Below are 25111 nucleotides of genomic sequence, written 5' to 3'. Positions count from 1 at the left end.
AGGGTGCAAATACAGTTTCAATGGGCTTAAAATTACTATGCTTGACTAAAATTAGGTTAATCACTACTAAAAACCTGTATTTTTGATGGTAACGGATATGAGCAACCGATTAAGGTAACTCGACTATCTTGCTACCCAACCACCATCTAATACCATAGTTTGTCCTGTCATATTTTTAGCTAGATCACTGGCTAAATAAGTCACTGAAGCACATATTTCTTCTATATCAATAAATACTTTTTTTGGCATGGGGGCCAACATAATATTGTTAACAACTTCTTCTTCACTAATGCCATGTTCTTTTGCTGTATCAGCAATTTGTTTCTCAACGAGTGGCGTTTTTACATAGGCAGGACAAATCGTATTAATAGTAATATCTTGATCACCAGTTTCTAACGCAATCACTTTAGAAAAACCAATAATGCCGTGTTTGGCAGCAACATAGGCACTTTTGTATGGAGACGCGACTAAACCATGTAAAGAGCCAATATTAATAATGCGACCAAAATTATTAGCTCTCATCAAAGGTAATACCGCTTTGGTCATCATTGCGGGCCCGACTAATAATACATTAGTAATTAATTGCCATTTATCAGCTGGAAAATCTTCTAATTTAGCAACATATTGAATACCGGCATTATTGATTAAAACATCGATACGGTTATTAAATTCATTTGCATGAGCAATAACATTATCAATATCAGCTTGAACCGTCACATCCAGCTTAAACGCTAAGGCATCTCCTCCTGACTGGTTAATACCTTGAGCAACTTCTTGTGCCACAACTAAATTAATATCGCTAACAAGGATTTTATAACCTTGCTTAGCTAAATTTTTTGCTATTCCTAAGCCAATACCACTGACAGAACCCGTTACCAAAGCTGTTTTCTTTTGAGTCATGTTTTACTTCCCTTTATTTATTTATTGTGTCAAATAACAACAGAATATAATGATACTCCCATAAGGTTAACAAAACTATTTCATTTGTGAGTGATAATTAAACTAATTGCGTTTTTTTACAGCAACATTCACAAAACGTTAATGTGTAGATATTATAGTAAATAACATCAATTATTTTAGCGCAATGAATAGCCAGTAAAAAGTTGTTTTAGAACAATAAAGAACCACTAAAAAGTTGTTTTAAACACAAACACGGACTAAAGTTATTTAACAAGTAATTAACATAATAGAAGGTGTAAAATATATAGCATTAAAAAAATTAACATAAGGAAATTAAGATAAAGAAATTAACCTCGATTTATTTCAAACTTTAGTATGCTAGTTGTGCGGTAGGTGTTGGTATATTACTCATATTGAAAATAAAAGCAGTGTTAGTAAACGGATTATAAACCTCTATAGAGTCATTATAAAATACAACAAGGAGTACAAATATGGGACGCATTGCATTAGTAACAGGTGGAACACGTGGGATAGGCGAGTCTATTAGCATAATGCTGAAAGAACATGGTTACACTGTTATCGCGAATTATGCTGGTAATGATCAAGCAGCTCAAGAGTTCACCGAGCGAACAGGTATTAAGTCGTTTAAATTTGACGTCAGCGATTTTGAAAGTGTAAGTAAAAGTATTCATGATATAGAGTCTGAAATCGGGTCAATCGACATTCTTGTAAATAATGCTGGTATTACTAGGGATGGCACCATGCACAGAATGGATTTTGAGCAATGGAATAAAGTTATTCAAACCAATTTATCTTCTTGTTTTAATACTTCTCGCGCTGTTATTGAAGGTATGAGAGCGCGCTCATTTGGACGTATTGTTAATATAGGATCAGTTAATGGCCAGGCAGGTCAATATGGTCAAGTGAATTATGCAGCCGCTAAATCTGGTATCCATGGTTTTACCAAAGCATTAGCGCAAGAAGGCGCTGCAAAAGGCATTACTGTCAATGCGATTGCCCCAGGTTATGTTGAAACGGATATGGTTCGAGCAGTTCCTGCTGATGTTCTAGAAAAAATTGTTAGAACCATACCGGTAGGGCGATTAGGTCAACCAGAAGATATCGCACGTTCTGTATTATTTTTAGTGGCTGATGAAGCTGGTTTTGTTACTGGCTCGACCTTATCTATTAATGGTGGTCAGCACATGTACTAGTTATATACCTGCTTAACTTTAAGATGCAAATTTCAGTAAGTTGAGAAGGGTTAGGTATACAGGTACAGTCTAAAAAAACCTGTGTAATACTTGATAAGGGTGTAGCCATTATCTTTATATCCTAACTTAATCTGACTTCCTAGCTTAACGCTAAAACTGCATTTTGAAGTGGAAAGGGTATAGAAAATATTATGTTATAACTTTTATATTATTAAAGTAGATAATCAATCATCTACTTTTTATTTTCTATGTATAACACTTTTGTCTAACTCTTTAGACTTTTTCATTTACTTATATCTTGTTATTTGCAAAGCGTTATTCGAGTTTTACATTGAGTGCTGAAATCAATATACATATGAATCCGTTAAATCAGCTGGGAAAAATTATTATGAGTGTAAATAGTGTTGTAGTGTTAAGTGCCGTGCGTTCTGCTGTTGGTACTTTTGCGGGAGGTTTAAAAGACATAGAGCCGGCTGAGTTGGCAGGACAAGTATTAGCCGAAAGTATCAAAAAATCAGGAGTAGACGCGGAGCAATATGAATCAGTCATAGTGGGTAATACTATACCCACTGAATCCCGCTTTCCTTATGTTGCGCGAGTAGCCTCTATTCAAGCCGGCATGTCTTTAAACTCTACTGCAATGGCGCTTAATCGCTTATGTAGTTCTGGCTTGCAAGCAGTTGTGAGTTCGGCCCAAGGTATTATGTTAGGTGATCATCAGTTGGCGATTGGCGGTGGTGTTGAAAATATGTCACGTGGTGGATATTTGTCACCTGCTATGCGTGCTGGTGCGCGTATGGGCGACAGTGCCATGATTGATATGATGGTGTCGACATTAACTGACCCGTTCGGTGTTGGTCACATGGGGATTACTGCTGAAAACCTAGCGACTAAATGGCATTTAAGTCGTGAAGCACAAGATGCTTACGCTGCAGAGTCACACGCTCGTGCCGCTAAAGCCGTAGAAGCGGGTTATTTTAAAAGCCAGATTGTGCCAATAGAGCTTAAGAGTCGCCGCGGCAGCACTTTCTTTGAAACTGATGAGCATATAAAAGCAGGCACAACGACAGAGTTTTTAGCCGGAATGCGTCCAGCATTTAAAAAAGATGGTAGCGTAACCGCAGGTAACGCCTCAGGTATAAACGATGCTGCATCCTTTTTAACGCTAGCGAGTGAAAACTATGCAAGCCATAATAATTTATCGCCAATTGCACGCATGGTGTCTTATGCGGTTGCCGGTGTTCCTAACGATGTTATGGGTGAAGGTCCTATTCCAGCTTCTAAAGCGGCATTGGCTAAAGCCGGCTTGTCTATTAATGATATGGATATTATTGAATCCAACGAAGCCTTTGCAGCACAAGCGTTAACCGTTGCTAAAGGACTAGATTTAGACCCACTAAAAACCAATCCAAATGGTGGCGCAATTGCTTTAGGTCACCCTATTGGTGCTTCAGGAGCAGTCATTGCCACTAAAGCCATTCACGAGTTACATCGTGTAGGTGGCAAGTATGCACTTGTTACTATGTGCATTGGTGGCGGACAAGGTATTGCCGTTATATTTGAACGTTTATAAATGTAAACTGATCGTTTAATCGTATTAATGGGGCAACATAGTGTTGCCCCATTTTTATGTAAAGCGCTTATTGTATAGCGTGACGGTTTAGAGACCGTGGTTTATTTCCAGCCACATTAGTTTTTTTGGTCACTTGAAACAAGAACCAATGCAATGGAAAAATGACCAAACACGCGTTGAAGCACAGCAATACATATTGAATTAGATAGTGAATTAGATAGTGATGTTCTAAAACAGTTGCCGCTTTCATCATGATTTGGGTTACAAAAGCCCAAATCATGATGAAAGCGAAATGATGAAATTGAAAAAAGTCGCTTAATTAGGTTGTCTGAATTTAGTTGACCCAATTACATTGTTGAGTTTATTTAGGTTTATTTACCTTATTAAAAGGCATTTTTAATAAGGTAAATAAGCTGGCATTTTTTTTATTGGCGGGAAAACTTTTAAGACCTATAGCTAAATTCTCATCACTTTTTTGTGCCTGTGACTTATAACTAGCAAATATTCTATCCCACCAACTAACACTAAACCCATAATTGCTATTAGTTTCTTCTACTACTTGGCTATGATGAATACGGTGTAATTCTTGAGTAATAAGTATGGTTCGCAACGGTCTCTCTAACCAAGGGGGTAATCGAATATTGGCATGATTGAATAGCGAAAAGCCATTAAGCGCTACTTCAAAAATAATCACCGCAAGTGCAGGTACGCCAAGTACAATAACCGCTAAGCCTTTCAGTAATATACTTAACACTATTTCAATGGGATGAAAGCGCAAGCCCGTACTGGCATCGGTATGACTGTCGGCATGATGAACTTTATGAACACGCCATAGTATGGGCACAAGATGAAAAAGTCGATGTTGCCAATAAATCATTAAATCCAATAATAATAAACTCAAAGCGATACTCAGCCAATTTGGTAAGTTAATGACATTGAATAGGCCAATACCTTGTGCTGAGCTATACAAAGCAATACCAGTAACACCAATAGGTACTAATAGCCTAGCAACGACTGACGATAAAATTAACAAAGAAAAGTTACCTAACCAGCGAACACCTTTAGTCAGTTTGCTTTTACGTGCAGGAAAGCAGCTTTCTAGCACTAACATAGTGATAAAAATGGCAAAGAAAATACTTAATCGTAAACTGGTATCTGACATTTATTGCCCCTCGGTTAACTTATCTTTAGCATTATTTTTCGCCGTATTAGTTGGCTTTTTTAAGGTGTGTTCTTTCAACGTATGATAGCCGCCATAAACCCGTGTAACAATTGTTATTGCCGCTAATGAAGCAAAGCCATAGGCAAGTTCAGCAAAATATTGTGGCCATAAACAAAATGCGACAAAAATAAGAATGGTCTCGGTGCCTTCGGTTAAGCCATTTAAATAATAAAAACTTTTGTAAGCAAATTGTGGTTTGTCCAAGTTGAGTTTTTCGGCCGGAATAGCAAAAGCTAAAAAACTCGCTCCAGTACCCATAAATACCGCTAACAATACTGCGGCGGCTAAAGAATTTTGCTCGGGGTTAGCCAATGCAAAACCTAGGGGTATCGCGGCATAGAATAAAAAGTCGAGGCAAATATCTAAAAAACCACCTGCGCTGGTGCTGTTGTTTTGGTGCCGTGCTAGCGCGCCATCTAAACCATCAAATAGCCGGTTTAGTACAATGGCTACTAAAGCTAAATTCCATAAGTTTAAGGCTAAAAAAGGCACGGCTAACAAACCTATTATAAAACCAACTAGGGTCAGTTGATCTGCGGTTACTTGGCGTTTATCTAACAAACTAACCACAGGCTGTAACAAAGGCTTTATCAAAGGCGTAATATATTTATCTAGCATAAGTCTACTTCTTAAATGTCTTGTGGTGGTGTTTTCAAGTGCAGCACTTTGCCATTAGCCGCTATGGCGTCTGACTCATCATGTGTCACCATAATAACAGGTAATTGGTGTTGTCTAATTTGTTCAAAGACTAACTGTCGAGTCTCTTGGCGTAACTGACTATCTAATTTACTAAATGGCTCATCCAATAATATGGCTTTAGGTTGACTCAATAATACCCGTAACAAGGCCACGCGTGCTTGCTGTCCACCAGATAAACTCTCAGGTTGGCGATTTTCTAATCCGGCTAAACCCACATCAGACAGTGCCTGACTAATTTTTATTGCGCGTGTTTTTCTATCGCCTTTAGGCATCGCAAAAGCAATGTTACCGGCAACAGATAAATGCGAAAATAACAAAGCGTCTTGAAACAATAATCCGATATTACGCTGATAACTGGCGACTTTGGTAATATTAGCGCCGTTGAGATAAAGCTGACCATCGGCTTGGAATTCTTTGGGTAACATACCGGTTAGCCAATTTAATAAGGTTGATTTACCACTGCCTGAAGGTCCCATTATGGTCAGTACGTCACCACCTTTTATCGTTTCGTTAAGTGCTAGTAACGGTGTTTGCTGGTGCATTATGGTTAAGTTTTTTATCTGTAAACTGTTTATCTCAAAAGAACTGCTCATCGGTTAACCTTAGTGATATAACTTGCTGTTTTGTTATTGTGCTTTACTTGAGCCTTTTGTCTGTTTTTTCGCATCGATATCAGCCAAATTAGCGAAAAAGCGATGGTGGGTAAAAGCATCTGTATTAGCGCATAAACCGCACTTGTGCGGCGACTAGCGCCGTTGGCTAAGCTTACCGCTTCGGTGGTCACGGTATTAAGCCGTCCACCACCAACTAATAACGTTGGTAAATATTGGCTAAAACTAATGGCAAGTCCTAATGCGCTGGCCATCATTATAGGCATTAATAATTGTGGCAAACTCAGCTGTAAAAATATTTTAATCGGCGATGCACCTAAGCTTGCTGCTACTTGTGCATAACGCGAGTCAAGCAGGCGATAACTGGAGGCTAAAGATAAAAATACATAAGGTAAAACAAACAGTAAATGTGCCAAGGCAACATTGATAAAGGTTGCTTTGCTATGAACCGCTTCTTGTAGCCAGACTAAGCCAAATAAAAAAGCAATGCTGGGGATCATTAACGGCAAATAAATAATCACACTACTAAAACGTGAGAGCTGGGCCCCGTTTTGTTTTTCAAACTCTAAGGTCAGCAAGGTTAAAATGAGGGCAATACTAGTCGCTACCAAGCCAATGGAGAGTGAGTTTATTATCGGTGTTTGTACTTGTAGCAAAGCCGATTGCCAATGCATTATTACCCATTGTTCAGGCAGTGCTAACGGAAACTGCCAGTAGCCGGCAAATGACCAAAACACCATACCAAGCAACGCCAAAACAATAAAACCGATTAACAACAGGGTGAAAATATTGATGATTTTAGACCAGAAAACATCACCGTATGTGCGCTGACCGTTACTTAAGCTTTTACTGCTTATAGTTTGGGTTGTTTTTTCTAATAGCCACCAAGTGAATAACACCGAAAGCGTAATGAACAATTGTAATATTGCTCCAGCGGACGCTTTTATTCGTAGGCTTAAATCGACATCATGAAACCAGTTCATAATGGCCACAGCTAATGTCGGTGGTGTATTTGGCCCCAATATTAAAGGCATTTCTACACTGGCGCTGGCGTATGCGAGTATGGCTAACATGGGCAAACGCATTAACGGATAAATGTTAGGTAGCACGGCCTTGAAAAACGCCGTTATCGGATAATAGCCTAAGCTAAGCGCAATACGATATTGCGCCCGTAATTTGATATTAAGCTCGGGTTGGGTAATAGCGCTCAAGGTCATTAATAATAAAAAAGGCAGCTCTTTGAGCGTTAAACCCATGATAATGCTAATACCGTAAGGGTCATGGGGCAGTAACCAATCTGTCGGACTTTGCCAACCGGTTAACCAGGGTGACAGTAGGCGAGCAATCATGCCTGAAGGTGTGATTAAAAAGGCAATAGCTATTGCGGCCGCGGCATGGGGTATCACTAAAATAGGCCCTAACAAACGTTGAATACGGGCTAACCACGGGCTATCAAAATAATTGGCTAACAGTAAAAGAGTCATAATAAAAGCCAATAAACCACTGACAATACTGCTGAAAAAACTCAAGCCGATCATTTGAGCTATGCCGGGTGTTTGTATGAGTTGCTCAAAGCCTTGTAAGCCAAACTGAGTTCTGTCTAAAGCCGGTAACCAACCAAAGGCCGGTAAAAGCACACCTAATAAACCACCCAGCACAGGTAAAATTAATATCGCTATTAATAATTTAGGGCTGAATTTTACCACGGCACTAAAAAGTGTGTCGAGCAGCTTGGTCTCATCTTTTAGAGGACGCTTGTTTAAGGAATTGCTCGTTAGGTTATGGCTCATTTGTTATTGCGCTCCATAACGTTTTAACCATTCACGGGTTAATAATATTGACCAACTGGGATGGGGCTCACTTAATGCTGTGATTTTACTGCTAGCAGGTAATGCGCTTGGGTGCTGTTGCTCAATACTAAACAATAATTGCTCTTGCTGACTTAGTTGCGACACATCGAGAACCGTGCTGTCGCCCCATATTTTAGCTTGTTGTTTTTTAGCCTGAGCCTCAACACTGAGCATAAAGTTGGCTACCACTTTTGCGGCATCACTATTCGCGGCATTATAAGGAATAGCGATAAAATGAATATTACTTAAACTACCATCTTGCATGACGAAGCTACGGGTATTTTTGGGTAAGTTATAGCGTTCAACCGCTGCCGGTACTTGCGCAGCAGAGAAGGTAAAGCCTAAGTTTATCTCGCCGTCACCAACCAGTCTTTGTAATGCTGTGCCACTGGCAACAAAATATCGCCCTTGATGCCACAAATACGGATGCAGTTTATCTAAAAATGTCCATAAAACCGGTAGCAATGTTGCTTGGCTTTGTGTTGTTACTGCTTGATATAGACCTGACTTTACTTGCCCTGGCTGATGCTGATTAAGTGTGATTAAGGCATATTTTAAAAAGCTCAATGATAAAAAATCAGGCGGTTTTGGGTAAGTAAAACGACCAGGGTTTTGCTCAGCCCAAGTTAATAACTGGCTAATGTTTTTTGGCGCATGGCGAATACTATCTTGATATGTGTTTATTGGCTTATTGATATTAGTTGAAGGTGTGTAATAAAAGGTTAGCGAAGCTTGTCCCCAAGGTGCTTCCATACCTTGCGTTGGCAAGCCAAAATCACGGGTCATTGCCTCATTATCTTTGGGGTTCGTTAGCCAAAAATTAGGTAATTGTGAAACCCAACCTTGCGCTAAGAGCTGATACTTTGCCATTGATGCAAAATTTTCGCCATTGATCCAGACTAAATCAACTTGCCCTTGCTGATGATTATTTGCTGACTTTTCTGCTAAAACACGACTAACAGCTTCGCTGGTGTCGGTTAGTTTTACATGCTGTAAGTCAATGTTATATTGTTGCTTTACTCGCTTAGCAAGCCATTGAATATAGCTATTAATTTGCGGATCGCCGCCCCAAGCATGAAAATAAACTGAGGGTTTTTTTCCTAATGTTTCTCCCGTACTCCACTTTATTTTTATCGGTGAGTTGTTTGATATTAATACGCTGTTCACTTTAGCGACTGAGCTTGTTTCAGTAATTGTTTCAGTACTTGTTATAGAGCCTGTTTCAGGCGCCGCTGCAAAGGCAGTGTTGGCATAACTTAATGAGCTTGTAGTAAATAGCATGGCAAACAGCAGGGTGAACCCAGCTAAAAATATTAACCTAGGTAACCAAACAGCTGGCTTAACCCTTGAGGTTTTTGATACGGGTGTCATAAAGTCATTGGCTTGTTGATACGATAACGACATGACGGCTTGATGCGGAAAGTGAGTGCCAAAAAGAGTCGAGAAACGACCCCTTTCACCATTCAAAAAACACTTCGATTTACCTAGCGGCATTGAGTGCCCAATCATAATTTAAGAAATTAGTTGCCATATCTTCTGACTTTAAACCTGCTTGTTGGGCTGGCGTTAAATTCAATGCTTCACGGTAGAGCAATACGAAAGCAGATAGAGAATGACTGCCACGAAAGCCTTGTATGAAGTCATCGCCATACCATTTGAAAATAGCGGAAAGCTCCATTGCATCTTCAGTAAAACGATTACGGCTCTTATCAGTTAAAAAACGTATCGTTTGCTCAGTTAATTGTTGCTCTAGTTTGTCAGCGCTATAGGCTTCTTCGCGCAAAGCAGGGCAGCCAATACTGGCACAATTTACCGCAAAGTGAATACGCGGATCAGCATATTTATTATCACCACGAATTAACTCATGTTCAATATTGTCTAAGCTGCGCGTTTCACCAAGCAGAGGAATAAATTGCTTACTCCACGGTGAACTAAAAAAGCTACCAAGGTCTTTAATCGACTCCAGATCAGGATAAACGGTTAAAATAAGTTCTACCGTCCAAGCATTATAGGCATTAATTAAAAACGCTAATTGCTTAGGGGCAGGCCATTGCTCAAATGCTTGCTTATCAATAGCAGCCAAGGTGGTTAAATAGGCGCTTAATTTTACCTGATCTTTTTTCATGCCAGCATAATCCACTTGGCTTGAATGGCCATTATTGATCGGCGTAACATGTTGGCTTAATAACGCTTGCCACGGTTGATGTAATGCGTCTTGCGCGACACTAGTCGAGCTATAAACCACACCTAAAAAAAGCCATACCGCTAGTTGCCAGTATTTAGCATTTACTTTTGATAAGACTTTTTTTAATCTAGCCATGGGTATTAACCTCTTCTCCAGGTATGAAATTTTTCTAACCAGCTTAAAACGGTTTCTGGTGCATGATTACGTTTCCATTCGCCTGCCGCATATTTATTGCCTTCAGCCCACGTTGGATAACTATGAATGGTACCTAAAATTTTGTTTAGTCCTAAGTCGTGCTTCATCGCCAATACAAATTCAGCGAGTAAATCACCGGCATGCTCAGCCACAATCGTCACACCGAGTATTTTATCTTTACCTTTTGGCGTAATAACTTTAATAAAACCGTTCGCAGCACCGTCAGTGATCGCGCGGTCTAACTCGGCAAAATCATATCGGGTAATTTCATAGTCAATCTCTTGTTCAATAGCCTCTTGTTCATTAATACCGACACGTGCCACTTCTGGATCAATAAAGGTTGTCCATGGAATAACGCGGTAATCGACTTTAAATTTCTTAAAGGTGCCAAATAAGGCATTAACTGCGGCATACCAACCTTGATGTGCAGCAACATGGGTAAATTGATAAGGACCAACAATATCTCCTGCGGCAAATATATTAGGGTATAAAGTTTCTAAATATTCATTGGTTTGAATGGTGCGGTTAGTTTCTATACCTAATGTTTCAAGACCGTAACCTTCTAAGCGAGCAGTGCGGCCAACAGCACATAATAACTGGTCGTATTCAATGGCCACTTCTTTTTCTTGATCTGTACCTTGTTCGTGCTTAAGGTTTTTCACAATGATGAATTTTTTACCGTCACCTTGTTCACAACGTAAAGCTTGGTGAGAAGTTAAAATATTTACGCCACTTTTTTGTAATGACTGACGTGCAAATTCAGAGACTTCAAGATCTTCCCTGATCATGATGCGTTCAGCCATTTCAATTTGTATCACTTGTGAGCCTAAACGAGCGAAACTTTGTGCAAGTTCACTGCCAATAGGACCGCCGCCTAATACCACTAATTTTTTCGGTGCGCTATCAAGTTTGGCAAACTCTGTCCATAAGGTGTCACTAGTCACATAGCCACTGGTTTCAATACCTGGTAGTGGTGGTACAAATGGACGAGCACCGGTTGCAATAACAATACTGCGAGCGGTTAATGTTTGCATGGTACCATCGTTAAGTTTAATTTCTACGGTCCACGGGTTGGTTAGCTTAGCGTAACCTTTAATGACTTCAACACCTAAGTCCGTGTAACGTTCAACACTGTCGTGTGGCGCAATATCGGCAATGACTTGATGAACACGTGCCATGACTTTCTTAAAAGAAAACTCTGGGGTCGCGTTCTCTAAACCATAGTGTTCACCCTGTTTAATTTGATCGACTATTTTTGCACTTTTAATGATTGCCTTACTAGGAACACAACCATAATTTAAACAGTCGCCGCCCATTTCACCCGCTTCAATTAAGCTGACTTTTGCTTTTACTGCCGCCGCAATATAACTGGTGACTAAACCACCAGCGCCGGCACCGATAACAATTAAGTTACGATCAAAGCTTTTAGGTTTTTGCCATTTTTTATAGACTTGACGTTGTTTTATTTTGTTAATGATAGCTTTAGCAATAAGAGGCAAAAGACCGAGTAACACAAAAGATAAAATAAGCTTAGGTGATAATATACCTGACAAGCTGTCTATTTCAGCTAATTGCGTACCTGCGTTAACATAAACCATGGTGCCTAAAAACATACCTATTTGGCTGACCCAATAAAAAGTCCAGGCTTTAATACCAGTAACCGCTATTAATAAATTAACTAAAAAGAAAGGAAAAACAGGCACTAAACGTAAGGTGAACAGATAAAATGCCCCTTCTTTTTTTACACCAGCATCAATGGCTTTTAAGCGTTCAGGAAATTTAGCCTTAATGGTATCGCGCAGTAGATAACGTGAGACCAAGAAGGCTAATAGTGCACCCAGGCTAGAGGCAAATGAGGCAATAACCAAGCCTTGGGCTAAGCCAAACAAAGCGCCTGAAGCCAAGGTTAAAATGGCAGCGCCAGGTAATGACAGCGCAGCGACCAAAACGTAAAGGGTAAAAAAACCACCCATAACTAATAATGGCGATTGTTCGCGCCACTGGCCAAATTGCGCCATTGAGGCTTTTAATCCCTCTAAAGTAAGTAACCTATTGAGATCAAAGTGAAAAAACAATGCCACCAGTGTGATGGCGATAACGAATAATAATAACTTCTTAAACATAAAAAGGGTCCTTAAAAACTGTGCTGTATTGTGAACTTGGCATTGATAGGTAATTCAGGAAAAACCAAGGTTGAACCAAAATATCCGCCTTCAAATACTGGCCGCCAATTCTTTTGATTCGTGACATTATCGATATCGAAACGCAATTTAGTCTGCTCGCCAATTCGGTAACTAGTATTAAGACCTAAGGTATACTGATCGCGTATGTTTACGGTTGCTAAAAAATCTAGTGGGTAACTTGAGGTATATAATGCCGCAAAGCCTGCTTGCCAATACTCTGTAATATAAAGGCCACCATTAATACTTAATGATTGCTCTGGTATGCCTTGTACACGTCTATTAGAACGAGGAAAAGCGGTGAAATTTGGTGCACCTAGGCTAGTACCTTGAATAATATTGGGACGAGAATTATCAAAGGCATCAGCAATTTTCGACGAACTTTGACTACTGGCAGAATTGTCATAACGAGCATCAAGATAACTGTAACCTATGTTAAACCAATAGGGCGCAGCATCATAAAACACTTGCAGTTCAACACCTTTAGTTTTTATGCCTGTGTTACTGCCGTCGCGATTACGTAAGCTACGACGCTGATTAAACAATGCTCCGTCAATATACCAAGCGCTGTTGTCGGGTATATATTTAATGCCCACTTCATTTAGCGTATTTTCAGTGGCAAAGTTCTGTGTATTAATTAAGTTATCAGCGCCTAATGAATTACCACCGGCCATGCTATTTGAAGTTGCTTCGTTGTAACTTGTTGCAGCATAAACGGTTAAGTCAGCATTTAGCTTGTAATTAACGCTGGCTTGGCCTGAATGTAAGGTTTTATTAATACTATCTTGTGCCGCTTTCTGCCCAGCAGGTGCAATAGGATCTCGTGCTTGTACATCATAAAAATCAATACGATAACCAAAGTTTGTTCTTAAACGATCACTCCATTGACTGTCTTGTTGCATGGCAAAGCCCGTTTGCCAGCTGGTAGAGTTGGTAGTATCTGATAATGAATAGTCACCAAGGTTGTCATTATTGACATCATACTGACCACCGGGTGAGACAAATACACCGAGGCGCAGCTCTACAAGTCTAGCTTGTTGTTCTACCGTTAGGGGAATGCGGCGGCTCTCAACAGGGCCGGTTAAATCAATAGGGTCGTCAGCTTCGGTGGTAAATTGGCTATAACCGCGCACTTTATTATAACGGACATCAAAAGCGACAATGGTTTGTTGCTGATTGTTCCAATCATGACTTAGCTCAAGTCGATTTTGCGCGGTATCAGCAGCATCTATGATTTCAACAAAGCTATTTTGAGCAATTTCATCACGGGTTAAATGTTGATAATAAGTGCTATTTTTTAATTGTGTTTGGCTGCTTAGTTCGCGGGTGTAGATGCTGTGTAATAAAAAAGTGTTAGCTTCGTTTTCATTATCAGGATCGGTTAATACCCTACTACGGCTAATTTGTACTTGTCCGGTTGGCGAAATTACTGCTCCAGCGCCGGGTATAAGGCTACCATTAGGTTGTACGCCTTGGCCGGTAATATATAAGCCGCTGTCGATTAGCGCTTGTGTTGGCCTATTAATGCCAGCATTGTCGGTAAATTCAACTTGGTATAATTCAAGGTTAATATCCCACGTGCTTTGGCTATCAGGCAATAAACGAAAGGCGGCGTAAAAGCTGTCACTTTTAAAGCTCGAGTAATCATAAAAGCTGCCATTATCAACGTGCTCAGCGCTGATTCTAAAACCACTCTCACCCTCAACAATTGGCGCACCTATATCCAGTTGTGCACTATATTGATCCCAGCGACCTGCGCTAAGTTTTACTTTTGCAGCACTTTTTTCAGTCGATGCGCGTTTAGATTGTAAATTAACAAAACCACCGTTACGTTGGCTACTACCAAATAACACCGGTGGCGCACCTTTTATTACATCAAGCTGCTCGACAGAATTAAAAGAAAGTGGTACACCAAAGCCGTTATTTCCTGCTTGGCGACGCATACCGTCTTGAAAAAGTTCGCCTAATTGACCACGTAAAGTAGGTAAGCTTGGCGCACCAAAACCACTGGCTGAGTAGCTGTTAGGCGTTACGGCTAAAATATCTTGCAAGTCGGTTATGTTTAATTGTTCCATCATGGCGCTAGTAATAGGCGTCATAGAACGCGCAATGTCAGCTAAGCCTAAATCATCGCCAAATGGCCCATTAATTTTGGTGTTTTTGGGCGAAAAACCATGATTAATAATGCGTTGCCCTGCAACGTCAATAACTTCAATATCAGTTTCCTTAGCTTCTTCAGCACTGGCTATTTGAGCGTGAAAAATAAAGTGCATACTAAGGGCTATTAAACTGTATTTCATTTGAGAGTACCTAAATTTTTGTTATTAATATTTTTGTTATTAATCATGCTTGATTATGAACTTATTAAAAATGTTAAATGTTATGTCAGTCTAGACCGAGATTCAAAATAATAAATTTCAGGCTTTTAATTTATATTGGTTTTTAATCTTAGTCATTAGTCAAAATAGTGTTTTAAAATTCCTTATAGATCGATTAAAAAAACATCAGCTATAAAACGAAGTTAATGTACTAATGAAGGCAATAGCGATAATGAAAATATTGGCAATATTACTTAGGTTTTTTTAGAGTATTAATTAGCTAAATTGGAAGAGCTGTAGCTGATGTTAAAAATTTGCTGATAGTTAACCAATTTACAGTTTTTGAGGATTTAACTATAAACCAGACTTGGCCCAGTAAAAACTCAAAATACACATTAATTTTTGTCTTCATCAGCAGTGTTGAGCTTGAGTAGTGTTATGGCAGGAGCCGATATTATTTTTACTTTTTTTAGTCTACGTATGGGATAAGATGATGATTTAGCATTATTTTTAATGTTTGTGTTAATAAAATTTAGGGTAGACTTAGGCATTTTATTCAACATGTTTTTTGATTTTAATAAATATACAGCCAAACCATCACAACTAGCAAAATTATACTTATTGAAGTGGCTTGGCTATGGCCTACATCTTGTGGCTAATTTGAGAACAAAGTGATTAAAATAACTTTGTTCTCAGTCATAAGCGAATAACTAGTCTTTAGTGACGACTTCTTTTACGCTTGTGGCGATTTTTGCAACAACACGACGATTTAACTTATGGGCAGCAATGGTATTATCTGTTGATAATAATTGAGTTTGACCATAGCCTTTAGTCGTTAATCGACTAGCGTCAATATTGAACTTGTTTACCAGGATGCTTTTTACTGATTCTGCACGTTTTTTCGACATCATTAAGTTATAGTCGGCAGTACCGGTAATTGAAGTGTGTCCTTCAATTTCAACTGAAGTATTAGTATATTCTTTCATGAAATCAGCTAATCTTTGAATATCATCGACTAATGCAGGCTCAACAATAGAGCTGTTATTAGCAAAAGCAATATTAAGTTTAATTTCAACTGCCTGTTCTGAATATAAAGTACAGCCCATAGAATCGACTTTTACGGTCACAGGTGTGTTAGCACAGCGATCAATGTTATCGCTAACACCATCGTTGTCACTGTCTAAAACCTTTGCTACAACAGCTTCTACTGCTGCGACGGTAGGTTTGATGCTTACCGGAGCTTGCTTAACATCGCCAAAGGTATATTTAAGGCCTAATTTTACACCTTGATCGATATAGCCATAATCAACATCTTTATAAATAGCGGCTTCACTGTAAAAAGATAAACGGTCGTTAACCTCAAAGTTGTAACCGGCACCAATATTTACTGCATTGTAGGTTTTCGCGTTACTAAAGCGTTTTACGCCAGCAAACATATATAAATTGCTATCTTCTAGTTTGTAAATAGCGTCAACGCCTCCACGAATGCCATAATCTTTATCAGTACCGTTGTCTATGTCATAGCGAGTTCCTGCAATTTCAACGCGCACATTCCAGTAGTCATTAATAATTTTTTGTAAATCGATACCGATAGATTTACCAGCCTCAACTTGGTACCAATCCATTCTTGCTTCTTTGTTAGTACTCGATTTTATGTAATCGCCAAAGACGCCAAGCTCCCATGTTTTATCAATAGTTTCAGCAGCTAGTGGTGAGCTGATAAGGGCTGCGAGTAGAGAAATTTTAAATACTTTCATTGTTAATTCCTAGTTTAGGTCTAAATAATATTAATAAACTCTGTTTTGCATAACGAAGATGATTAAAGAAAGTCATAAATTAATTTCTCAGCTAAGTTTCTAATACGTATTTTGACAATTATTTTTATAAAAGGCTACATATTACCTCGTTTATTTTGATTTAAATCAACTGACAATCTTGATATATTTTAGTTGTAAGTAATTAATTCTCCTGAGAACTAGCAATGAACTGCAATGAACTAGCTAGAGCTAATTCGTAAATGATAATTGAAAAATAAAAAGAGGGTGGTTTTCGATGTTACAGGCGACTGCTAGCTAAATTAAGCTAAAGTTGCAGCGGAGAATTGAGTTGAACTGAGGTTAAGAAGAGGGGCTTATTTCCCCCCTCTTTACATCGCTATTGCTTTGACTTTGTAAGCAACTTTGTAAGCAACTTTGTAAGCAATTTTGTTACAAGGTTATTTTTTTACCCACTGCCCAGCAGTATTTTGAATAAAATGGCCGGTCTGAGTTTTATTTAAGGCTTTTTCAGCGGCTAGTGCGGTGACTTGCGCCATGGTGATATTATTTTTACGCGCTAGGTTAAGGTAAATGCTTTTACGCTTTTCATTAACACTCGCCACTAAGCTTTGCGCTTCAACGTTCTCTACCACTAGGCCTAAGTAACCGTTTCGCATTTCGCCAACCAAGCCTTGTTGCTTAGCGTCGTCTAGTGAAATAGCCCATGCGGAAAATGTTATGGTTACAGCTAGCAGCGCACAAGTTAATTTTTTAACTAGGTTGTTGGTCATGTTACTAGTTAATTTATTAGATAAGTTATTCATAATTACTCCTTAAAATACGTCGCTATCGGCACTAAAAATGTCATCAAGTTCTTTATCGACTTTTACCCTGATTTCATGATCAATTTTTAAATTTAAATTAATCGTGATCGGTTCTTTGGCGCTAACTTCTATTTTATGTGTACAGCCACTGATTATAAAAATAGCTAACACTGTGGTTAGTATTTTACTCATACTTACTCCTTATTTTTTTGTAAACCTTGGATAATACGTTCTTCAAATTGTTCGGTAATTGACATTGATTCAAGCAAGCCTAATAAGTCATAGCTTAAATTCAAGTTCAGATTCACATCGTTATCTATGTCTGGATTTCGGCCTTTAATCACCGTTTTTAATAACATATAGCCGTCATCGGCCATTGAAATATCAGAAGACAACTGATGATAGTGCAAGTTCTGCAGGGCATCAAACGCTAACGTTAACTGGCTGTTATTCGCTTTTAGCTCAGCTACCGCCGGATTATTCATTACCTGAATAAGGCCATTAGTCACATTATGCAGTTCGCCTTTTCCCATGGTATATTTTTCGCCATCATATCTAATAGGCAACTGGCCTGATATGTTGCCGGTTACTACAATACCTTGCTTTTTGTCTAGCGCCAACACTTGCTCTAAGTCTATACTAGTTAACTGAACGTCAACTGAATGGCCATGCTCAAGTGGCCATTGAATGTTTGGAATGGCAAAGCTACCGCCTAATATATCACCTTTGATTTTTGTCGCTGATATTGTAAAGTCTTTTTCATAACTCAAAGCGGTGTTAACGGAAAGTTTTGATACCGGTGTTGGGATATCTATCAATGCAATCGTTAGGTTTTCTTTTCGATCTTTAGATACATTATGCCGCGTGGTTAACTTACCCGCTAAAAATTGAAAGTTTTGCTGCCAATTAAGCTCTTGTAGCCAAATGCCATCTACTTCACCGCTGACTGATTTCATTGCTATTGATATGGCTAGTGGTGTTTTTTCAAAATCTGTTAAATCAGTTACCTGACCTTTTACGCTGTAGCTCAATGTGCCTTCAACTAAGGCTATTTTTGTTGGTAATTCAATATCTAGAGCAATCAGGTCAGTTAACGGTAACGCTTCAGCCGTTAATGCGATATTAGGTTTATCTACTGGACCCGATATTGTTAAATTTCCTAGTGCTACATTATCGGCAGTGGCCTTAGCCTTTATTTCAATGTTATTTAAATTACCGGCAATAGTGGAGCTTAGCGCTAATTTCTTCACTGCAATCATTTTACCCACACGCAATTTTTCAGCCTGACTTTGCACTTTTACATTTAAGTTAATGGCACGATTACCTTGTACAGGGTTTTGAACTTGCATAGCGGTTTGTTGTTGAATCGGGTGGTTTATTTCTACAAAGCCTTGTACTTTTGTGGTTAACTGTTTGATCGAAAGTAGCTTTTTATCCGCTGTTTTTTGGTTTGTCGACATGGCGATCTTGTTGCTAGTAAACGATGAGTTTTCATCAAGGTTTATGATTGTTTGCGCGTGGTTTTGGCTAATAGACCCTTGCAGTTTGACTACAACCGGTGCATAAGTGAAATTATTAATACTTGAGAGTAACAGTGGGCTATTAAGTTTAAAATTTAGTTGTGCCAATAATGGACTTTCTTTTGCTGGGTCTTCTGTTACTGGGTTATTGTCGCGACTTAGGTCAACGTTGAGGTAATGCTTTAGGTTAAAGGTTAGGTTATCTAAGTTCAGTTGATGCACTTGCTGAGCACTTTCTGCCTTTATGGCTATGCCAGATAACGACAGCTGTTGGTTGTTTAGGTTAAAAGCTAATTTACCCTTTGGCTGAAAGGCTAATTGCTCAACGGGGTTGTCTTTTAGTAGGGTGATGAGTAAAGGCGATAGCGCGTTGTGATTTGAGTAATCAATCAGGTGGGGGTGACTATATTTTAGCTGCAAACTGTTGTTATGTTGAAATTCAACTTCAAGTTCAGTAGGGCGGTTAAGCGCTTTATCTTCCTTGTTTGAGGCTTTTTTGCTTAAGTTAACCTTATTTAAGTTAATTTTGCTGTGCAGATTAAGCGTGCCCGAGAGTTCAAAGGGTCCACTTGCTTTAATACCTTGAGCAGCAAGTGAAAAATCTTTTAATTGCCAGTCTAAGGTTAATTGTCCTGCTTGATAATTTAATAAGCTATAAAACTCACCGCTAGTGTTAAGCGAGCCTAAAGATTTTACTATTGCCGGCGCTAGCGGCAGTTTATGTGCGAATAAGAACTGTTTTAAAGGGCTTAACTGACCAAATATTTTTAAGGCCAAGGGGGCTTTTTGATGCGGGTTAGTCGATAAATCAACAGATAATAAAACACTATGCTGAAGATCTTCTAATGAAAACCCTAGGGTATTTTCTATCACTGAAAACTGGCCTATATAAGGTGCTTTTTTTGCGCCATTACTGCTATTTATTATGCCGCTATTTTCCGGCGAAAAAGGCGAATAACTTAACGCTGCCACCTGAATATTAAAAGGTAACTTAAGCTGTTCAAGTTGCGTTAAATAAGTCTTTAGCTGTGCTGTTAACCTTGTTGGGTTATTTTTTTGCGGGCTACTTTTGAATAGAGTAAGCAAGTCTGCTGTGCCTTTGACCGTTATTAATGCAATATCGACGCCTTTAATTTTTTGCTCAGCAGCTAATGCCAAGGTTATTGCCATATCTTCAATATTGATATCTGCTTGCGGTGTTTGCAGGCATAAGTGACTTATGGCCAGGTCTAAATCTGTGGTCAAGTGAAAGTCTAGACAGGTGATTTTTACGTCATATAACGCCAATTCATCGTGACTAAAGTTTTTTACAATAGCAACGCGGGCAAAATAGACCAAAAAGAGGGTAGTTATAAGGGTGCTTAGTACAATGGCAAGTGTAATTAAGCTTTTTTTTGGGACTATCATTTGTGCGTGTTTATTCTTTCGTCCATGGGTTTTCTGGCTTTTTTTAATCCGTTTCGTACCGCTACTTTATGGCTGTTGAGTCATAGGATCAATCAAAATCATAGATTTAAATACCTAGCTACAAAAGAGCTCACGAAAAATTTATAATTTTCTCACTCATGAGCATATTTTAATTACGCTATAGAAGCGTTATGATATTGGCATTTTTCACGTAAAGACTATAAAGAGAGACGCATGTCAGCTGTTCCATTAGAACGTATTACCATAGAACCTACTTCACCCGCCACAGCCTGTGTTATCTGGTTACATGGCTTAGGAGACTCTGGTGCAGGATTTTCACCTATTGTGCCAGAACTAGGTTTGCCTAAAAACCACGCGGTACGCTTCGTGTTTCCACATGCGCCAGAGCAAGCCGTGACTATTAACCAAGGCCATGTCATGCGTTCATGGTATGACATAAAAAGTATGGATTTACATAACCGTGCTGATATGGACGGTGTGCTTAAATCTGAAGTCAAAATTCGAGCATTAATTGCCGAGCAAGTTACCGCGGGTATAGCTGCAAACAATATTATTTTAGCGGGTTTTAGCCAAGGCGGCGTGATGAGCATGTTTACCGGCTTGCGTTACCCTGAAAAGCTTGCAGGCATTATGGCGTTATCATGCTATTTACCTAACGCTGATGCATTACCTGAGCAACTAAGTGCGGCAAATAGCGATACATCAATTTTGCAACAACACGGCGACAATGACGATGTTGTGCCTTTAAGTGCGGGTAAAATGGCTAACACCTTACTTAATGCGAAAAACTACCCAGTAACATGGCAAACTTATCCGATGGCGCATAGTGTTCATCCAACACAAATCCGTGATATTGCCACCTGGTTAGTAGCACGTTTAAATCTAGCGTAAAACTAAGTCATCGAAGGGGAGATAAAATGCCAGAAGTTAAGGTTAAACTTGTTTTTGAGAAAGAAAACAAAAATAGTATCCGCTTTAAAGAAGTAGCTGAGCCAGGTAAGGCTGAAGCTATGGGGAGTATCTATTTACAAAAGTGGCTTGTGGGTGATGCTAAATCAATTGAAATTTCGGTGAAAGTTCCAGACTAGTAGTTTTGAACTAATTTGTTTTCAGCTGACTATTGCTCAGTTAATTATATTCACAACTAGCTTCTAGTGTGGAGAATAAATTTAGCGAATTTATTTATACTTAAACACCAACCCGAGTCAATGGTATAAAATGAGGTTGCTGCTAGTAGGCAATCCATGTTGGCTAAATTAATCAAGGCCTCAACAGCAAGCGAGGAAACTGGTCTACTTAACGGAACATCAGCCCGGTTAGTTAGAGCAGTTTCATTCATTCGCGGGTCTAACTAACACGCAGGAAAAACAACCAAATACGAGGCATTTATTTTAATCACTCGTTGTTCAGGATAATATTTTTTCTATTGTCTAATAAGCAATATTCATGCAGCGATAATGATTAAATAAATAACGCAGTAGTGTGTTTTTTAATCAGTAACAATGTTAAGAAAATTAGTGAGCTTGGTATTAATTGTTATTTCGATGATACAGCAAGCTTTACAGCTCAAGCGCTGTAGTTTTTATTGCGCTTAGCTTATCCATGGTCAGTTTGTCCATAACTAGCTCAACCTAGTGCATTTTTAACCGTAACGGGTTTAACAACAATATTTTTAACAATAACGGTTTTAATACTAATCCCCTCAGCAGATAAATGAATTAAGCCAGCTTTTGAAAGACTAATAAGCGGTTGTTTGCTGGCATAGCATGATCATTTTCTAGCGATAAACCCACACTCTCCGCTAAGGTCATTATTGCCTCAATATCGCGAATAGCACTTTGGCTATCACGCTCTTTGAGCCAGATATCAAAACCGGCATTACTCTCGCTTGTGTACTGACCTTGATAATTAAATGGCCCATAAACACAACATTTACCCTGTTGATTTAAATGTTGTGATACACCACTAAAAAATGCTTGCACTAATGGCCAGCTAATAATATGCAAGGTATTTGCTGTGTATATGGCGTCAATTTTTTCAATTGGCCAAGGATGGTTTAGATCAAGTTCAATAGGGTGAAGTAAGTTACCGGCAGGATATTCTCTTAACCATTGGCTAATGCCTTGATGATTTACCAATATATCGCTGGTCTGCCAACTTAACCACGGCATGTTGGGGGCAAAAAATACCGCATGTTGGCCAGAGCCTGAACCGATCTCTAACACAGTTTTACTGGCACTAAAGCTATCAGCTAGCGCAGCTAAAATAGCAACTTTATTGTTTTCACAGGCTTGGGAGAAGGGTTTGTTCATGCTTGTTTACTCAATTTTTGACTCAATTTTTCACTCAGTTCTTTATTCAAATGATGACTAGCCTGGCTAACCGTTTTCATCGTTTAACTTATAAGGTAGTAGTGCTTGGCACTGCGCTTGATAAGTACGCATTTGTTGCTGTTCTTGCAAACAAAAGGCTTTGATAGCAGGTTTAAAGCCCGCATGTTTGATCCAATGATATGACGTGGTTAGCTTAGGTTCAAAGCCTCGGGCTATTTTATGTTCACCTTGGGTACCTGGGTGAAATAAGCTCAATTTATTTTCAATACAAAACTCTATGCCTTGGTAGTAACACAATTCAAAATGTAAATTGTTATAGCTCTTAGTGCAACCCCAATAGCGACCATATAAATGCTTGTCGTCAAAAAAGAACCAAGCACAAGCGATGTCTTCGCCATTACAGTTAGCGATGATCAGTAAGATATGCTCAGGTAACTTTTCTACTATTGACTTAAAAAAATTAAACGATAAATGTGGTGTATGTCCACGTTTTAAATAAGTTAGCTGATAAGTTAAATAGAAAAACTCAAGTTCTTTTTCACTAATATCTTTACCGGTAACGCGTCTAATCTCAATGTTTTGTTGCGCAATTGAAAGACGCTCTTTGCGAGTGTTTTTTCTTTTTCTGGCGGTGAAGCGTGAGAGGAAATCGTCAAAGTCACGGTAGTTATAGTTTAGCCAATGAAATTGCACCGTGTTACGTTGGTAAACATCATCAGACTTTTGCTGTGTTGGTAAGCAATATAATAAGTGCCAGCTATTTAAGTTTTTATGTTGGCAATGGTGTGTTAATACCTCGAAAACATCAGCAAGGCCAACATGGTTGGATAACAATTTATGGCTAGTTACCGGTGTAAAAGGCGTGGTAGCGACTAATTTAGGGTAGTAGGGCATATTATGCTTTTCATAGGCTTCGGCCCATGCCCAATCAAAAACATATTCTCCCCACGAATGAGATTTAACGTACATCGGCAGAATAGCGTTAATTTCATTTTTATCGTTATCACGCAATTGTAAGTGATGAGGTTGCCAACCTTGAGCACCACTAACCGAGCCACTCGTTTCTAAACACTGGAGAAATTGATAATTTGAAAACACCGATGGCTGTCGATTTAGCCGTTGCCAGTCTTGTTCAGCTATAGCTGAAATATTATTTACGATTTCAATTTTCAATGATTATTCTGTTACTTAAGTTACTCATCTCTGCAGCTTAACAGATGGTTAATTTAATAGGTATAAAGCTTTTTAAGTAACGAATGTGTGGCAATTTCTGAGCAATACTTACCTGTAACAACAAATTCATATCTTTAGATTTAATTCACTTGGTATAATGTTAAAAACGTAATTAGGGTAATGAAACCAATGAGCATTGAAAAAACACTGAAGTCATTTTTAAATCAAGTTAAAGAAACACAAATAATTTGGGCGTTACAAGATAAAAACAGCGAAGATTGGGTGGTACTTGATTCAATTAACTTTGAAAACACTGAAGTTATGCCACTTTGGTCAACACAAGCACTGGCCAAAAGTCATTGTATTGAAGAGTGGGCTGATTATATACCTGCGGCTATTACGTTAGCTGATTGGATGGAATTCTGGATTGAAGACTTACTCGAAGATGGCGTTATTATCGGTATCAATTGGCAAGAAAATGATGAATGTTTGGAGTTAGAACTGCCTGAGTTTACTCAAGCACTGGCAGAAGTTGAAACGTTATAACTAGCCAAGCCAAACGGTTACCATGTTAACCTTATAAGCGCCTACTATCGCGTTACTGAACACAGATATTGCTAAACCAAAGAAGCTTACTCTTGCAATATGTGTGTTCATAGCTCCTTCCAGGCAAATATCCAGCGGCTATTATTGCCCGTTATTTATTTTTAAGCCCTAAAACCTCCTAAAACGGTAACTTTTATTTTTGACGAAATAATAAAAAATTTTTTATTTAATGAATTTATTATTTAACAGACTTAAGTGTTATTTGTTTACTTTTTAGGCGCCAGCTAAAATCACCTAGACATAAAATGACAGGCTGTTTTTTACAATTAACTTCAGTCTGTTACATTAAATCATTAAGGGCTTACATCGCTATTTAAAATAGTTATTAAAGCCTTTGCGGTATGTTGAACTGATAAACCTCATTTATATTTCAAAAAAATTATTAGCTATATTTTAACCGTACCTTCACTAAAAATAATGAAATAGTTTTACAACTTATCGAGTCAAATTATGCAGTTACCCATTATGCAGTTCCTGTGATGTCGAACTAAAACTGTCGAATTAAAACTGTCGAATTAAAACT

The 25111-nt window shown here is 38.7% G+C and carries 20 protein-coding genes; 5 read left to right on the top strand and 15 right to left on the bottom strand.

Features of this window, described 5'->3' with window-relative positions; genetic code table 11:
• Positions 1-123 precede the first annotated feature (123 nt).
• Entirely contained in the window at positions 124-900 is a 777-nt protein-coding gene (locus H4J54_RS01570) for a 3-hydroxybutyrate dehydrogenase (protein ID WP_182189066.1), read from the bottom strand.
• 491 nt (positions 901-1391) lie between these two features.
• Between H4J54_RS01570 and phbB the strand changes: the two genes are divergently transcribed.
• Positions 1392-2114, top strand: a complete 723-nt coding sequence (phbB, locus tag H4J54_RS01565; protein WP_182135974.1) for an acetoacetyl-CoA reductase — start codon at positions 1392-1394, stop codon at positions 2112-2114.
• A 388-nt stretch (positions 2115-2502) separates the two neighbouring features.
• Positions 2503-3687, top strand: coding sequence for a beta-ketothiolase BktB (bktB, locus tag H4J54_RS01560; RefSeq protein WP_182189065.1), 1185 nt, complete (start codon positions 2503-2505; stop codon positions 3685-3687).
• 361 nt (positions 3688-4048) lie between these two features.
• Here bktB and H4J54_RS01555 read toward each other — a convergent pair whose 3' ends face one another.
• From H4J54_RS01555 to H4J54_RS01500, 12 genes are all read right to left on the bottom strand, one after another.
• A complete protein-coding gene (locus tag H4J54_RS01555; protein ID WP_182189064.1) occupies positions 4049-4849 on the bottom strand; it encodes a sterol desaturase family protein in 801 nt (266 codons plus the stop codon).
• Positions 4850-5527 carry a CDP-alcohol phosphatidyltransferase family protein gene (locus tag H4J54_RS01550; RefSeq protein WP_182189063.1) on the bottom strand — a complete coding sequence of 226 codons (678 nt, stop codon included), beginning with the start codon at positions 5525-5527 and terminating at the stop codon, positions 4850-4852. It lies immediately after the preceding gene.
• Between the two features lie 11 nt (positions 5528-5538).
• Positions 5539-6201, bottom strand: coding sequence for an ATP-binding cassette domain-containing protein (locus tag H4J54_RS01545; protein ID WP_182189062.1), 663 nt, complete (start codon positions 6199-6201; stop codon positions 5539-5541).
• Entirely contained in the window at positions 6198-8009 is a 1812-nt protein-coding gene (locus tag H4J54_RS01540; RefSeq protein ID WP_182189061.1) for an ABC transporter permease, read from the bottom strand. Before H4J54_RS01540 ends, H4J54_RS01545 begins: the two co-directional genes overlap by 4 nt.
• A 3-nt stretch (positions 8010-8012) precedes the next feature.
• The gene (locus H4J54_RS01535) at positions 8013-9536 is read right to left on the bottom strand and encodes an ABC transporter substrate-binding protein (protein WP_259367105.1); all 1524 of its coding nucleotides are present in this window, start codon (positions 9534-9536) and stop codon (positions 8013-8015) included.
• Between the two features lie 13 nt (positions 9537-9549).
• Positions 9550-10389, bottom strand: coding sequence for a DUF547 domain-containing protein (locus tag H4J54_RS01530; RefSeq protein WP_182189060.1), 840 nt, complete (start codon positions 10387-10389; stop codon positions 9550-9552).
• A gap of 5 nt (positions 10390-10394) precedes the next feature.
• A complete protein-coding gene (locus H4J54_RS01525; RefSeq protein WP_182189059.1) occupies positions 10395-12572 on the bottom strand; it encodes an FAD-dependent oxidoreductase in 2178 nt (725 codons plus the stop codon).
• A gap of 11 nt (positions 12573-12583) precedes the next feature.
• On the bottom strand, positions 12584-14929 hold the full coding sequence (locus H4J54_RS01520; protein WP_182189058.1) for a TonB-dependent siderophore receptor: 2346 nt from the start codon (positions 14927-14929) through the stop codon (positions 12584-12586).
• Between the two features lie 728 nt (positions 14930-15657).
• Positions 15658-16704, bottom strand: coding sequence for an OmpA family protein (locus tag H4J54_RS01515; protein ID WP_182189057.1), 1047 nt, complete (start codon positions 16702-16704; stop codon positions 15658-15660).
• Positions 16705-17162: 458 nt separating this feature from the next.
• Positions 17163-17495, bottom strand: coding sequence for a YdbL family protein (locus tag H4J54_RS01510; protein WP_182189188.1), 333 nt, complete (start codon positions 17493-17495; stop codon positions 17163-17165).
• Between the two features lie 42 nt (positions 17496-17537).
• Positions 17538-17720: a YnbE family lipoprotein gene (locus H4J54_RS01505; RefSeq protein WP_182189056.1), complete on the bottom strand. Its 183-nt coding sequence runs from the start codon at positions 17718-17720 to the stop codon at positions 17538-17540.
• Between the two features lie 2 nt (positions 17721-17722).
• Positions 17723-20455, bottom strand: a complete 2733-nt coding sequence (locus H4J54_RS01500; RefSeq protein ID WP_182189055.1) for a YdbH domain-containing protein — start codon at positions 20453-20455, stop codon at positions 17723-17725.
• A gap of 234 nt (positions 20456-20689) precedes the next feature.
• Between H4J54_RS01500 and H4J54_RS01495 the strand changes: the two genes are divergently transcribed.
• Positions 20690-21367: an alpha/beta hydrolase gene (locus H4J54_RS01495; RefSeq protein WP_182189054.1), complete on the top strand. Its 678-nt coding sequence runs from the start codon at positions 20690-20692 to the stop codon at positions 21365-21367.
• A 26-nt stretch (positions 21368-21393) separates the two neighbouring features.
• Entirely contained in the window at positions 21394-21564 is a 171-nt protein-coding gene (locus H4J54_RS01490; protein WP_182135332.1) for a hypothetical protein, read from the top strand.
• 630 nt (positions 21565-22194) lie between these two features.
• On the opposite strand, the gene H4J54_RS01485 is transcribed toward H4J54_RS01490, so the two are convergent.
• Together H4J54_RS01485 and H4J54_RS01480 are read right to left on the bottom strand one after the other, a co-directional pair.
• Positions 22195-22788 (bottom strand): DUF938 domain-containing protein, encoded by a 594-nt coding sequence (locus H4J54_RS01485; RefSeq protein ID WP_182189053.1) that lies wholly within the window; start codon positions 22786-22788, stop codon positions 22195-22197.
• A 66-nt stretch (positions 22789-22854) separates the two neighbouring features.
• Entirely contained in the window at positions 22855-23982 is a 1128-nt protein-coding gene (locus H4J54_RS01480) for a GNAT family N-acetyltransferase (RefSeq protein WP_182189052.1), read from the bottom strand.
• A gap of 189 nt (positions 23983-24171) precedes the next feature.
• Here H4J54_RS01480 and H4J54_RS01475 point away from each other — a divergent pair, with 189 nt between their 5' ends.
• Positions 24172-24528, top strand: a complete 357-nt coding sequence (locus tag H4J54_RS01475; RefSeq protein WP_259367106.1) for a DUF2750 domain-containing protein — start codon at positions 24172-24174, stop codon at positions 24526-24528.
• Positions 24529-25111: the final 583 nt, after the last annotated feature.

Source organism: Colwellia sp. MB3u-8, from assembly GCF_014076985.1.
Taxonomy (GTDB): domain Bacteria; phylum Pseudomonadota; class Gammaproteobacteria; order Enterobacterales; family Alteromonadaceae; genus Cognaticolwellia.
This window is presented reverse-complemented; position numbering and strand designations above follow the sequence as displayed.